At 69.3% G+C, this 12,557-nt stretch carries 14 protein-coding genes; 13 read left to right on the top strand and 1 reads right to left on the bottom strand.

All coding sequences use genetic code 11. The annotated features are described in order from the left end of the window. Positions 1-7: 7 nt before the first annotated feature. From rsfS to ACG3SL_RS20360, 7 genes are all read left to right on the top strand, one after another. A complete protein-coding gene (gene rsfS, locus ACG3SL_RS20390) occupies positions 8-385 on the top strand; it encodes a ribosome silencing factor (RefSeq protein WP_448662969.1) in 378 nt (125 codons plus the stop codon). 24 nt (positions 386-409) lie between these two features. Next, positions 410-832 carry a 23S rRNA (pseudouridine(1915)-N(3))-methyltransferase RlmH gene (locus ACG3SL_RS20385; RefSeq protein ID WP_448662968.1) on the top strand — a complete coding sequence of 141 codons (423 nt, stop codon included), beginning with the start codon at positions 410-412 and terminating at the stop codon, positions 830-832. A 3-nt stretch (positions 833-835) separates the two neighbouring features. Beyond that, on the top strand, positions 836-2,023 hold the full coding sequence (locus ACG3SL_RS20380) for a murein hydrolase activator EnvC family protein (protein ID WP_448662967.1): 1,188 nt from the start codon (positions 836-838) through the stop codon (positions 2,021-2,023). 86 nt (positions 2,024-2,109) lie between these two features. Next, the gene (locus ACG3SL_RS20375) at positions 2,110-3,450 is read left to right on the top strand and encodes a S41 family peptidase (RefSeq protein WP_448662966.1); all 1,341 of its coding nucleotides are present in this window, start codon (positions 2,110-2,112) and stop codon (positions 3,448-3,450) included. A gap of 3 nt (positions 3,451-3,453) precedes the next feature. Then, positions 3,454-3,936 carry a disulfide bond formation protein B gene (locus ACG3SL_RS20370; RefSeq protein WP_448662965.1) on the top strand — a complete coding sequence of 161 codons (483 nt, stop codon included), beginning with the start codon at positions 3,454-3,456 and terminating at the stop codon, positions 3,934-3,936. Next, positions 3,933-4,466, top strand: a complete 534-nt coding sequence (locus tag ACG3SL_RS20365; RefSeq protein WP_448662964.1) for a demethoxyubiquinone hydroxylase family protein — start codon at positions 3,933-3,935, stop codon at positions 4,464-4,466. The genes ACG3SL_RS20370 and ACG3SL_RS20365 overlap by 4 nt, the downstream gene beginning before the upstream one ends. Before the next feature lie 58 nt (positions 4,467-4,524). Next, complete coding sequence (locus tag ACG3SL_RS20360) at positions 4,525-4,932, top strand: hypothetical protein (protein ID WP_448662963.1); 408 nt, start codon at positions 4,525-4,527, stop codon at positions 4,930-4,932. Between the two features lie 7 nt (positions 4,933-4,939). On the opposite strand, the gene ACG3SL_RS20355 is transcribed toward ACG3SL_RS20360, so the two are convergent. Then, positions 4,940-6,139 carry a hypothetical protein gene (locus ACG3SL_RS20355; protein WP_448662962.1) on the bottom strand — a complete coding sequence of 400 codons (1,200 nt, stop codon included), beginning with the start codon at positions 6,137-6,139 and terminating at the stop codon, positions 4,940-4,942. 90 nt (positions 6,140-6,229) lie between these two features. On the opposite strand from ACG3SL_RS20355, the gene ACG3SL_RS20350 reads away from it, so the two are divergent. From ACG3SL_RS20350 to nagA, 6 genes are all read left to right on the top strand, one after another. Then, positions 6,230-7,477 (top strand): putative DNA modification/repair radical SAM protein, encoded by a 1,248-nt coding sequence (locus tag ACG3SL_RS20350; protein WP_448662961.1) that lies wholly within the window; start codon positions 6,230-6,232, stop codon positions 7,475-7,477. A 32-nt stretch (positions 7,478-7,509) separates the two neighbouring features. Beyond that, a complete protein-coding gene (locus ACG3SL_RS20345) occupies positions 7,510-7,992 on the top strand; it encodes a hemerythrin domain-containing protein (protein WP_448662960.1) in 483 nt (160 codons plus the stop codon). Between the two features lie 135 nt (positions 7,993-8,127). Beyond that, positions 8,128-9,507, top strand: a complete 1,380-nt coding sequence (locus ACG3SL_RS20340; RefSeq protein WP_448662959.1) for a UdgX family uracil-DNA binding protein — start codon at positions 8,128-8,130, stop codon at positions 9,505-9,507. Between the two features lie 74 nt (positions 9,508-9,581). Then, complete coding sequence (locus ACG3SL_RS20335) at positions 9,582-10,325, top strand: copper homeostasis protein CutC (RefSeq protein ID WP_448662958.1); 744 nt, start codon at positions 9,582-9,584, stop codon at positions 10,323-10,325. A gap of 56 nt (positions 10,326-10,381) precedes the next feature. Continuing rightward, positions 10,382-11,428: an SIS domain-containing protein gene (locus tag ACG3SL_RS20330; protein ID WP_448662957.1), complete on the top strand. Its 1,047-nt coding sequence runs from the start codon at positions 10,382-10,384 to the stop codon at positions 11,426-11,428. Beyond that, positions 11,425-12,555 (top strand): N-acetylglucosamine-6-phosphate deacetylase, encoded by a 1,131-nt coding sequence (nagA, locus tag ACG3SL_RS20325; protein ID WP_448662956.1) that lies wholly within the window; start codon positions 11,425-11,427, stop codon positions 12,553-12,555. Before ACG3SL_RS20330 ends, nagA begins: the two co-directional genes overlap by 4 nt. The last annotated feature ends 2 nt before the right edge of the window (positions 12,556-12,557 follow it).

Here is a 12,557-nt window from a genome sequence, read left to right as displayed (position 1 = left end):
AGGCCCCTTGGCCACATCCCCTGCCGTCCAGCGCCCGACCGACCCCGATGGGGTAGAAACGCTGCACCAGATCATCCTGACCTCGCTCGATGACGATCAGGCGGTGGAAGCCGTGTCGATCCCGCTCGCGGGCAAGAGCAGCATCGCCGACTATATGGTCGTCGCCTCCGGCCGCTCGACGCGGCAGGTCGCGTCGATGGCGATGAAGCTGGCCGAGAAGATCAAGGCCGAATCGGGCCGCAGCCCGCGCGTCGAAGGTCTGCCGACCGCCGACTGGGTGCTGATCGATGCCGGCGACATCATCGTCCATCTTTTCCGCCCCGAAGTTCGCAGCTTCTACAATCTCGAACGGATGTGGTCGTTCGGCGAAGCCGGCCAGGCGTGACGGCACAGCGGCGCTAGCGACACGATGCTGCTTCATATCGTTGCGCGCGGCCGCATCGGGCGCAGCCCCGAGGCCGATCTGGTCGACCGCTATCTGAAGCGCGTCACCTGGCCTACGCGCGTCACCGAACTGCCCGACACCGGCGGACGCGTGCCCGAGGTGCAGGGGGCGACGCGCATCGTCGTCCTCGACGAGACCGGCGACAGCCTGCCCTCGCGCGTGCTGGCGGAGCGGCTGGGCGCCTGGCGCGACGACGGGGTGCGCGAAGTCCGCTTCCTGATCGGCGCCGCCGACGGATTCGGCGATGCCGAGCGCGCGCAGGCCGACCTGCTGCTGTCGTTCGGGCGCGCCACCTGGCCGCACATGCTGGCGCGGGCGATGCTCGCCGAACAGCTTTGGCGGGCGGCGTCGATCCTCGCCAACCACCCCTATCACCGCGAAGGCTAGGCCATGGGCCCGGGGCGTGGCGCCGCGCTGACGCTGGCGCTGGTGGCGATGCTCGCACTGGGCACGCTCGCCCGCGCCCAGGCGCCGGACGCCGCCCGGCAACAGGCCCGGCTGCGCGCCGCCGATGCCGCATCGAAAGCCGCGCAGGCGCGCGCCGACCAGCTCGAACGCGCCGCCGCCGCCGAGCGCGACCAGGCGGCACAGGCCCGCGCACAGGAAGCCGCCGCCGCCGAACGGATCAAGGCAGCCGAAGCCGACATTGCCGCCGCGCTGGCCCGCATCGCGCTGGTCGATCGGCAACTGGCGGATCGCCGCGCCGAACTGGGCATGCGGCAGGCCCCGATCCTCCGGCTGATCGCGGCGCTGCAATCCATGGCGCGCCGCCCGCCGGTGCTCGGCCTCGTCCAGCCCGGCTCGACCGAGGACATGGTCCACGTCCGCGCGGTGCTCGCCACTGCCGCGCCGGTCATGGCCGCGCGCACCGCCGCTGTGCGCAGCGAACTGTCGCGCGTCCGGCTGCTCCGCGGCATGGCACAGGATGCCGTGGCGAGCCTGCGCGCCAGTCGCGCCCGGCTGGAGACCGAGCGCGTGGCGCTGGTCAAGCTGGAAGCCGCGCACCGGCTGCGCTCGACTACGCTGGGCCGCAGCGCGCTCGCCGAATCGGACCGCGCGCTGGCGCTGGGCGAGCGTGCCCGCGCGATCGTCGACCAGATGGAAAGCGCCGGCGATGCCGCACAGGTGGGCGCCGCACTGGCCGCGCTTCCCGGCCCGCTGCCCCGCCCGGCAATCACCGGGGACGCCACGCCCGCCCCAACGGATCGCCGCCCCCCCGCCTATCGCCTGCCGCTGGCCGGCCCCGTGCTGACGGGCATGGGCGAGCTTTCCGACAACGGCGTGCGTGCGCGCGGCGTGACGCTGGCGGCGGCGCCCAACGCCCCCGCGATCGCCCCGGCGGCAGGGCGCGTGCGCTATGCCGGTCCGTTCCGGGCCTATGGCGGCGTCGTGATCCTCGATCACGGCAAGGGCTGGACCACCCTCGTCACCGGGCTGGGCGGTATCGCCGTGCGCGTCGGTGACCGCGTAGCGCAGGGCGCAGTGATCGGCCGCGCGGGCAGCGGCGAGGGGCCGCGCGTCACGGTGGAGCTGCGCCGTCACGGCCAGCCGATGGACCTCGCCCAGTTGCTGGGATAACGCTAGGCGGGTTGCTTTGCTACGCCGTGTAAATGCCGCTATCGCTTACTACCTTGCGCGTACCGCTCTTCCCGGAAAGTCGTTTGATGCTTCGTTCGTTTCTGCAGGTTACCGCCGCCGTCAGCGCGCTGGCACTCGTTCCCATCGCATCGGGTGCCATGGCGGGGGTCGACACGAGCAGCTATCGCGAACTCGACACCTTCATGGAGGTGTATAACCAGGTGAAGGCGAATTACGTCGACAAGGTCGACGACAAGACGCTCGTCGAAGGCGCGATCCAGGGCATGCTGGCCGCGCTCGATCCGCACAGCAGCTTCGCCGACGGGCTCGAATTCGACAATCTGAAGATCCAGACCGATGGCAATTACGGCGGGCTGGGGCTGACCGTGACGCAGCAGGACGGCGCGGTGAAGGTCATCGCCCCGACCGAGGACAGCCCCGCCGCGCGCGCCGGCATCAAATCGGGCGATTTCATCACGCATCTGGACGGCAAGTTCATCGTCGGCGGCAGCCTGGACGAAGCGATCGAGCAGATGCGCGGCCAGCCGGGGACCAAGATCACGCTGACGGTTGTGCGCCCGGGCGCCGAAAAACCGCTCCAATTCACGCTGACGCGCGAAGTGATCGTGCAGAAGCCGGTGAAGTGGGACGTCAAGGACGGCGTCGGCATCATCAACATCAACACTTTCACGGCGCAAACCGGCGCGGACACGATCGCGGCGATCCAGGCGATCGACAAGAAGCTGGGCCACAAGCCGATCGGCTATATCGTCGACCTGCGCGAAAATGGCGGCGGCCTGTTGAGCGAGGCGATTGCCGTGTCCGACGTCTTCCTCACCCGGGGCGAAATCGTCTCGCAGCGCGGGCGCGAAAAGACGGATATCGAGCGCTATTATGCCGAATCGATGGTGCCGGGCGATCTGGCGCGCGGGCTGCCGGTGATCGTGCTGGTCGATGCGGGCACGGCCTCCGCCTCCGAAATCGTCGCCGGCGCGCTTCAGGATCATCACCGCGCGCTGGTGATGGGCGTGCGCAGCTTCGGCAAGGGATCGGTGCAGACCATCCTGCCGATGGGCCCGCGCGCCGCGCTGCGGCTGACGACCGCACGCTATTACACGCCGTCGGGCCATTCGGTGCAGGAAGGCGGGATCAAGCCCGACCTGATGGTGCCGCAGATTTCGGACCCCGATTACAAGGATCGGCCGGTGCTGCGCGAGGCCGACCTGCGCCGCCATCTGATCAACTCCGAAAAGACCGACGACGCCGTGCTCGAGGAAGATACCCGCGCCGATCCGCGCTTCGCGGCAACGGCGGAGCAGCTGAAAAAGCAGGGCATCGACGATTTCCAGCTCCACTATGCGCTCCAGACGATCGCGCGCGTCGGGCCGGGGTCGCCGCTGCTCGCCACCACGGCAAAGGGGCGCTGAGCGATGCACCGGGACCGTCTTCGCGCCGCACAGTGGATCGCGCTGCTTCTCCCCGCCGCGCTGGTCGGAGGGGCACTGTTCTCGCAGCTGTTCGGACTTATCCCGTGCGAGATGTGCATGTGGCAACGCTGGCCGCACTATAGTGCCATCGCCGTCGCCGCGCTGTCGTTCGTCGTGCCGTGGCGCCCGGCCCGGCTCGCGCTGGTGGTCATCGCCGCGCTGCTGGTCGCGGTGAGCGGCGGGATCGGCATCTTCCACGCCGGAGTCGAATATCATTGGTGGCCGGGCATCACCGCCTGCACTGCGCAATCGACCGTCGCCGATCCGATGGAAATGCTGAACGAAGCGCTGCGTCGGCCGTTGATCCGGTGCGACGTTCCGCAATGGACGTTGTTCGGCATCAGCCTGGCGGGGTTCAACGCCGTGTTCTCGCTCGTCGGGGCGGCGGTTATCCTGGGGTTTGCAGCGAAAGGAACACGGCGATGAGCTGGAAACCGGGCGACCCGCGCGAGGCGATGCACACCATGGTCCGCGTCGACCAGGCGGGCGAATATGGCGCCACGCGCATCTACGCCGGGCAGTTGGCGGTGATGGGCGACCGTACGCCCGCCGCGCGCCAGATCGCGGGCATGGCGATCCAGGAAGAGCGCCACCGCAAATTCTTCGACGCGATGCTCGCCAACCGTGGCGTGCGCCCGACCCTGCTCTCGCCCTTCTGGGACGTCGCCGGCTTCGCGCTCGGCGCGGCGACCGCAGCGATGGGGCCGGAGGCGGCAATGGCCTGCACCGCCGCGATCGAGACTGAAATCGATCTGCATTATCAGCAGCAGCTGGCCGAGCTCGACGACAGCGACCCCGAGCTTCGCGACGCCGTGGCCGAGTTTCGCGACGAGGAACTGGAGCACCGCGACACCGCTTTCGCATCGGGCGCGGAGCAGGCGCTGGGCTATCCGGTGCTGGCGGGCGCGATCCGGCTGGGGTGCCGCGCGGCCATTGCGCTGTCCAAACGGATATGACAGGCCCCGTTCAGCGTTGAACGCGCAGAGAGGCGCAAATCGTGGTGGAGGAAATGGCGTGAGGATCAAGACGATCGCATTGGGCGCGGTGCTGGCTGCAGCCCCCCTGGTGGCCCCTTCTGCCGCACAGGCACAGAACGCCGCCCAGAACGGCGTGCTGCTGATCTATGGCAACGACAAATGCCCCACCAACGACAATGGCGAGGAAATCGTCGTGTGCCAGCGGCTCGACGAAGCCGAGCGGTTCCGTATCCCCAAGACGCTGCGCGAGCAGCCGGTCCAGCCGCGCAACCAGAGCTGGGCGGTGCGCTCGCAGGACGCGCTGGAAGCGGGTCAGACCGGCACCGGCAGCTGCTCCACCGTCGGCGCGGGCGGCCAAACCGGATGCTTCGTGCGCCAGGCGACGCGGGCCAAGGCCGATGCCAAGGCGCGCAAAAAGGCCGAGACCGACCTGCCGCTGCCCTGAGGCGCGGCTATCGCTGCGGCGCGGTCACCCATCCGGGGGCGTCCCGCCGCACGCAATCGACGATGATCCACAGCATCGCCGCCGCCCGGAACGTGGCGGCAAAGGCGATGGCGGTCGGCGTGGCGCTGGGCCAGGCGCCTTCCATGCCGGCAAGCCACCAGAATTCGGCGAAATAGGCGGCAAGGTCCGCCGCCGCGAACCACAGCACAGGCCATAGCCGGGGCGCCAGCAGTACGATCACGGGATAGAGCCACAGGTCGAATTGCGGCGAATAGACCTTGTTGGTCAGCATGAACCACGCCAGCACCGGCGCGAACAGCACCCACAGATGCGCGCGGTGCCGCCGCCATCCCAGCCCGATCATCGCCGCCGATCCGCCGACGAACAGCACGGTGGCGTAGAGGTTGCGATCCTGTACCCAGGTCAACAGCACGCCCATATTGGCCAGCACGTCCCAGGTCGCGGCGGCGGTGCCCGAACGCTCCTGCGAGAAACGATAGAATTCGCTCCAATTGTCGGGCGCGAACAGCGCGACGGGCAGGTTGACCAGCACCCAGGCGCCGATCGCCGCCACCGACAGCGCCGTCGCGCGCACCAGCCGCTGCGACCAGGGCCGCGTATCGCCGAACAGCGCCGACAGCCCGATCAGCGGCAATGCCAGCACCGGAAACAGCTTTGCCGCGGTCCCCAGCCCCGCCGCCGTCGCCGCGCGCACCAGCCGCCCCCGCCACGCGAACATCAACGCCGCCACCGCGAGGGCAGCGGCGGCCAGGTCCCAGTTATGCCCGACATACAGCACCAGCGGTGGTGCTGCGGCCCACAGCCAGAGCCGCCGCCGCTCCACCCCCATGCGGATCATCATCCACAGGATCAGCCCCGCGAACAGCGCATTGACGATCGTCACCACGCCCAGGAAATGCGCGTCGAGCGCGCCGCGCCCGAAGAGCAGCCGGGCGATCGCCCCCTCGATCCAGATCTGCGCGCCGGTCAGCACCGGATATTCCATCCGCGCCTGGAAATAGGGCAGCTGCCCCTGCGCCACCCCGCGCCCGAACCAGAAGGGCACGACATCGCTATAGCAGCCGGTGGTATATTGTTCGGCGCCGGTCCAGCCGCCGACCAGGCAATGGCCCTTGAACAGCCAGCCCATGCTGCATGTCACAGCCAGCGTGAGCCACAGCACACGCCATTTCGGATCCCGCAGCATCGCCCACCCCATGCGCGCCTGTCTATCCGCCGGGGAGCGCTGCGTCCATGGCCGCTGGACTTGGCGGAGGCGAGAACATACAAGGAACGAATGGCCCAGCTAGACCTCCGCGCAAAGCTCGCGATCCTCGCCGATGCGGCGAAATACGACGCCTCCTGCGCGTCGTCGGGGACCGCCAGGCGCAACTCGGCGGACGGCAAGGGGCTGGGGTCGACCGAGGGGATGGGAATCTGCCACGCCTATGCGCCCGATGGCCGGTGCATCTCGCTGCTCAAGATATTGCTGACCAATTCCTGCGTGTTCGATTGCCATTACTGCATCAATCGCAAAAGCTCGAACGTCCGCCGCGCGCGCTTCACGCCCGAGGAAGTCGTGGACCTCACGCTGCGCTTCTATCGCCGCAATTATATCGAGGGGCTGTTCCTTTCCTCGGGCATCATCCGCTCGTCCAACTACACGATGGAGCAGCTGGTCCGCGTCGCGCAGAGCCTGCGCGAGGACCATGATTTCCGGGGCTATATCCACCTCAAGACCATCCCCGATGCTGATCCCGAACTGGTGCGGCAGGCGGGGCTGTATGCCGATCGCGTCTCGATTAATGTCGAGCTGCCCACGGTCGCCGGGCTGACTCGGCTCGCGCCCGAAAAGTCGGCGCCCCGGATCGAAGGGGCAATGCGCGACGTGCGTACCGCGATCGACGACCGCGCGGACGCCGGCAAGCGCTATAAATCCGCGCCGCGTTTCGCCCCCGCCGGGCAGTCGACGCAGATGATCGTGGGCGCCGACGCCGCCACCGATGGCGACATCATCACGCGCGCGGCGGGGCTGTACGATCGCTTCCGGTTGCGGCGCGTCTATTATTCGGCGTTCAGCCCGATCCCCGATGCCAGCGCGGTGCTGCCGCTCCAGCGCCCGCCGCTGATGCGCGAGCATCGGCTGTACCAGTCGGACTGGCTGATGCGCTTCTACGACTATCAGCCCGGTGAAGTCGCCGCCGCCGCCGATTCCGCCACTGGCATGCTGCCGCTCGACATCGACCCCAAGCTCGCCTGGGCGCTCAAGTTCCGCGATCGCTTTCCCGTCGACGTCAACCGCGCCCCGCGCGAGGCGCTGTTGCGCGTGCCCGGGCTGGGCGTGAAGGCCGTCAACGCCATCCTCGCGACGCGGCGCTTCCGGCGGCTGCGGCTGGCGGACGTGGCGCGGCTGACCGTGTCGATCGCCAAGCTGCGCCCGTTCCTCGTTGCCGAGGACTGGCGCCCGGTCGCGCTGGCCGACCAGGCGGACCTGCGCCCGCTCGTCGCCCCGCGTCGCGAGCAACTGGAGCTTTTCGCAGCGTGAAACGGTTGTGTTCCCGAAACCAGGAGGGCTCCATGGCCGACGCACGTATTTTCGAGGATCTGAAAGCCGATCACGACCGCCAGCGCGCGCTGCTCAAGCGCGTCGGCGACCATCCCGGCACCGGCGAGCCGCGCCGCGAGGCGTTCGAGACGCTGCGCCTGGAGCTGCAGGCGCATGCCGCCGCCGAAGAGGAATCGCTCTACGCGATGATGCTCGGCAAGCCCGATCTGCGTGAGGATGCGCGCCATTCGGTGTCCGAGCACAAGGAAGTCGATGATTATCTGGGCGAGCTGCTCGACCTGTCGTTCGGCTCGGACGAATGGGACGCGAAATTCGCCGAGATGCGCCACCGCTACGAACACCATATCGAGGAGGAGGAGGAAGACATGTTCCCCGCCGCCGCCGAAGGGCTGAGCGATGCCGAAACCGCGCGCCTCGCCACGATATTCGAGCAGCGCAAGCCGCGCGAGCTGGCGCGTGCCGAAGACCATGCCCCCGGCGACGACCGGGACTGATTGTGAAGTCGCGGTGCCCGCGACGCAGACCACCCGCCCCACCTCCCCACCCGACCACCAAGGATACCATCAGGCTATGGTGGTCAGGTGGGGAGGTGGGGCGGGTGGCGGGCGCTACGCCAAACGAGGCCGGCGATGCGGCGCGTAGCGCTGGCGGACGAGGATGATTTCGACGGGTGGCGCGATGCCGCAAGGGCACTGGCCCAAGCGCGCGTGCCGCCCGCCGACATCGTCTGGCAGGTGGGGGAAGCGCGCGCCGACCTGTTCGGCAATACGACGCCGCTTGCCCCCTCCGGCGCGCCATTCACGGTGCCGCGCGCGTTCGTCGATCTTGCCCAGACGGCGATCCTCCACGCCGATCCGCAACGGTTCGCGCTGCTCTACACGCTGCTCACCGGGCTGATCGAGCAGCCGCGCCGGATCGACGACCATGCCGACCCGCTGGTCCGCCGGCTCGAGGAAATGGCCAAGGCGGTGCGCCGCGACATCCACAAGATGCGCGCCTTCCTGCGCTTTCGCGAAGTCGCCGACGGGAACGACATCCGCTACGTCGCGTGGTTCGAGCCCGAACATCACATCGTCCGCGCCAATGCGCGATTCTTCGTCAATCGCTTCGCATCGATGCGCTGGTCGATCCTCACCCCTGAACTGGCGCTCCACTGGGACGGCGAGACACTGACCGAGGGGCCCGCCGCCACGCGGAGCCAGGCGCCCGACGGCGATCCGGTCGAGGAAATGTGGAAGACTTATTACGCCTCCACCTTCAATCCCGCGCGGCTCAAGACGGGCGCAATGCTCAAGGAAATGCCCCGCAAATACTGGCACAACATGCCGGAAACCGCGTTGGTCAGGGAACTGGTGGCCGGCGCACGGCAACGGGAGACGGCGATGGTGACGCGCGCGCGCGACCAGTCCGGCGGAAATCGCGACGCCGCTCTTGCCGCGCTCCGCGACGAGGCGGCGGCCTGCACCCGTTGCCCGCTTCATCAGGGCGCGACGCAGACCGTGTTCGGCGAAGGGCCCGTCGATGCGCGAATCATGATCGTCGGCGAACAGCCCGGCGACCAGGAGGATCTGGCCGGCCATCCCTTTGTCGGCCCGGCGGGGCAGGTGTTCGACCGCGCGCTCGCCGCCGCCGGGATCGATCGCGCGGGGCTCTACGTCACCAATGCGGTCAAGCATTTCAAGTTCGAGCCGCGCGGCAAGCGGCGCATCCATGCCCGCCCCGACGCGGGCGAGATCGCCGCGTGCCGATGGTGGTACGAACAGGAACGGATGCTGGTCCGCCCGGCGATGACGCTGGCGCTGGGTGCCACGGCGGCGCGGCAGATGCTGGGAAAGGCCGTGACGATCGGTCGCGCACGCGGCCACGCAATCGAACTCGCCGAGGGCGGGCTGGGCTGGGTCACCATCCACCCCAGCTATTTGCTGCGCCTGCCCGACAAGGCGCAGGCGGAGGAGGAATTCGCCGCCTTCGTCGCCGATCTTCGGGGCGCGGTCGCAGCGGCAGGCTGACACCGGGGCTTGCGGACGCGCGCATCCTGCGCCACCTGCGCCGCCATTGCCCCACGCCCGGAAGGAACCACTGCATGCTCGAAGTCTGCGTCGATAGCGCCGCCGGGATCGACGCCGCCGTGCAGGGAGGCGCCGACCGGATCGAGCTGTGCGCCGCGCTCGCCGTGGGGGGGCTGACCCCGCCGCTGTCGCTGATTCGCCAGGCGGCAGGCGCGCCGATTCCGGTCCATTTGCTCGCGCGCCCGCGCGACGGCGATTTCCGCTATGGCGCCGCCGATTCCGCGCTGGTCGCGGCGGACATCACCGCCGCCGCCGAAGCCGGGCTTGCGGGTGTCGTGATCGGTGCCAGCGCGCCCGATGGCACGCTCGACGCCGCGCTGCTGGCGCAGTGGATCGCGCATGCCCGTGCCGAAGGTGCGCGGCGGGGGGCGCCGCTGTCGCTCACGCTGCACCGCGCGTTCGATCTGTGCCCCGATCTTCCCGCCGCGCTCGACATCGCGGTCACGCTCGGATTCGACCGCGTGCTCACGTCGGGCGGGCAGCCGCGCGCGATCGATGCGCTCGACATGCTCGCCGCGCTGGTGCGCCGGGCGGGCGACCGCATCGGCATCCTGCCGGGCAGCGGGATCGACACCGCGACGCTCCCCGCGATCCTCGCCACCGGCGTGCGCGAGGCGCATGCCTCGTGCCGCTCCCCCGCCGCCCAACCCGGTGCACAGGAAGTTCGTTTCGGATTCCAGAGCGGCCCGCGCATGGAAACGGATGCGGCAAAGGTCGCCGCGCTAAGGAAGTTGCTCGACGGTGTCGTAGTACCTTGAACAATACCAATATGTGACTTATCCCGCTCTTTCTTGCGAAGGATAGAGTGGGCACGATGGGGGTTGAATTCGACGCGGCGCGCGCGACCGGCACGACGCTGATGGAATCCGAGGCGAAAGAGGCCGCAGCCGCAGTGCGGCGGCTGATCGACAGCAGCGGCCCGGCGCTGATGGCGCTGGCACGCACGCTGCGCGCATCGCCCCCGGCGCGGATCGTCACCTGTGCGCGCGGCTCTTCGGACCATGCCGCCAGCTATGGCAAATATCTGATCGAGACGATGATCGGCATCCCGGTCGCCTCCGCCGCCCCCTCGGTCGCGTCGATCTTCGCGGCGCCGGTCTCCGCCGCGCCGTCGCTGTTCATCGCGATTTCGCAGAGCGGCCGCAGCCCCGATCTGCTCGCCACTGCGCGCGCGCACCAGGATTCGGGCGCGCATGTGCTGGCGTTCGTCAATGACGAGGACTCGCCGCTCGCCGCGCTTGCCGACACCTGCGTCGGGCTCAAGGCCGGGCCGGAACGTTCGGTCGCCGCCACCAAATCCTATATCGCCTCGCTCGCCGCGTTCGTCGCGCTGGTCGCCGAATGGGCATCGGACGATGCGCTGGGCGCGGCGCTGGTGCGGTTGCCCGAACGGCTGGAGCAGGCCCAGGCGCTCGACTGGAGCAGCGCCGTCGAGACGCTGCACGGCGCGACCAACCTGTTCGTGATCGGTCGCGGCTACAGCTTCGGCATCGCCCAGGAAGCGGCGCTCAAGTTCAAGGAAACCTGCGGCCTCCATGCCGAGGCGTTCAGCGCGGCGGAAGTACGCCACGGCCCGATGGCGATCGTGGGTGAGGGCTTTCCCGTGCTCGGCTTCGCGACCTCCGACACCGCCGGCGACAGCGTGCGCGAAGCGGCGGCGGACTTTGCCGAGCGCGGCGCGCCGGTGTGCCTGGCCGACGCGCGCGGCGCGGGCTCGCTGCCCGCGCTCGCCGATCATCCCGCGATCGAACCGATCCTGATGGTCCAGAGCTTCTATCTGATGGCCAACGCGCTGTCGCTGGGGCGCGGCCACGATCCCGATCGCCCGCTGTACCTCAAGAAGGTGACCGAGACGCGATGAGCCGGGTTCGTTTCGTCAACGGTCATATCGTTACTGCCGCCGGAACCCTGGATAGCGCGACGATCGAAATCGATGCCGGCCGGATCGCCGCCATCGGCGATACGGGCGCCACAGAGACCATCGACCTCCAGGGCGGGTGGATCGTCCCCGGCTTCATCGACACCCAGGTCAATGGCGGCGGCGGCGTGTTGTTCAACGACGCGCCGACCGTAGAGGGCATCGCCGCGATCGGTCGCGCGCATGCCCCGTTCGGCACCACGGCGTTCCTGCCCACGCTCATCAGCGACGTGCCGGACGTGGTCGAGCGCGCGCTCGATGCCGCGGATGCCGCGATCGAGGCGGGGGTTCCCGGCTGCGTCGGCGTGCACATCGAGGGGCCGGTGCTCAACACCGCGCGCAAGGGCATCCACGACGCCGACAAGTTCCGCCGGCTCGACGATGCGCTGATGCCGCTGCTCACGCGCCCCCGCCGGGGCAAGGTGATGCTCACGCTGGCGCCCGAAATGGCGTCGCTCGACGATATCCGCCGGCTGCACGACGCGGGCGTGATCCTGAGCATCGGCCACAGCAACGCCGAGTACGAGACCGCCACGGCGGCGATCGCGGCGGGGATGACCGGCGTCACCCACCTGTTCAACGCGATGTCGCCGTTGCTCCACCGCGCGCCCGGCGTCGTCGGTGCCGCGCTGGAGGACCAGAGCGTCTATTGCGGGTTGATCGTCGATGGCTTCCACGTCCATGACGCGCCGCTGCGAATCGCGCTGCGCGCGCGGCCGCACCATCGCTTCCTGCTCGTCACCGATGCGATGCCGTGCGTCGGCGCCGACATGTCGGAAATGATGCTGCACGGCCAGCGCATCCTGGTTGAGGGTGGTCGCTGCGTCGGCGAGGACGGCACGCTAGCCGGCTCCGCGCTCGACATGGCGGGCGCGTTCCGCAACGCCGTGGCGCGGATCGGCGTCACGCCGCAGACCGCCGCCGCGATGGCCGCGACCAGCCCCGCCGCTTTCCTGGGCCTGGAGGGCGAGCGCGGTGCGCTGGCGCCCGGCCTGGTTGCCGATTGGGTCCAGCTGACCCAGGATCTCCATCCGGCGGGCACCTGGATCGCCGGCGCCCGCACTGCCTGATT

The sequence above is a fragment of the Sphingomonas degradans genome (assembly GCF_053502645.1).
This window is presented reverse-complemented; position numbering and strand designations above follow the sequence as displayed.

Excerpts from the sequence above, each read along its gene's own strand:
- ACG3SL_RS20330 (WP_448662957.1), top strand. The coding sequence starts at position 10,382 with ATGGGGGTTGAATTCGACGCGGCGCGCGCGACCGGCACGACGCTGATG.
- ACG3SL_RS20375 (WP_448662966.1), top strand. The coding sequence starts at position 2,110 with ATGCTTCGTTCGTTTCTGCAGGTTACCGCCGCCGTCAGCGCGCTGGCA.
- ACG3SL_RS20345 (WP_448662960.1), top strand. The coding sequence starts at position 7,510 with ATGGCCGACGCACGTATTTTCGAGGATCTGAAAGCCGATCACGACCGC.
- ACG3SL_RS20380 (WP_448662967.1), top strand. The coding sequence starts at position 836 with ATGGGCCCGGGGCGTGGCGCCGCGCTGACGCTGGCGCTGGTGGCGATG.
- ACG3SL_RS20365 (WP_448662964.1), top strand. The coding sequence starts at position 3,933 with ATGAGCTGGAAACCGGGCGACCCGCGCGAGGCGATGCACACCATGGTC.
- ACG3SL_RS20335 (WP_448662958.1), top strand. The coding sequence starts at position 9,582 with ATGCTCGAAGTCTGCGTCGATAGCGCCGCCGGGATCGACGCCGCCGTG.
- ACG3SL_RS20385 (WP_448662968.1), top strand. The coding sequence starts at position 410 with ATGCTGCTTCATATCGTTGCGCGCGGCCGCATCGGGCGCAGCCCCGAG.
- ACG3SL_RS20370 (WP_448662965.1), top strand. The coding sequence starts at position 3,454 with ATGCACCGGGACCGTCTTCGCGCCGCACAGTGGATCGCGCTGCTTCTC.
- nagA (WP_448662956.1), top strand. The coding sequence starts at position 11,425 with ATGAGCCGGGTTCGTTTCGTCAACGGTCATATCGTTACTGCCGCCGGA.
- ACG3SL_RS20350 (WP_448662961.1), top strand. The coding sequence starts at position 6,230 with ATGGCCCAGCTAGACCTCCGCGCAAAGCTCGCGATCCTCGCCGATGCG.
- ACG3SL_RS20355 (WP_448662962.1), bottom strand. The coding sequence starts at position 6,139 with ATGCTGCGGGATCCGAAATGGCGTGTGCTGTGGCTCACGCTGGCTGTG.
- ACG3SL_RS20340 (WP_448662959.1), top strand. The coding sequence starts at position 8,128 with ATGCGGCGCGTAGCGCTGGCGGACGAGGATGATTTCGACGGGTGGCGC.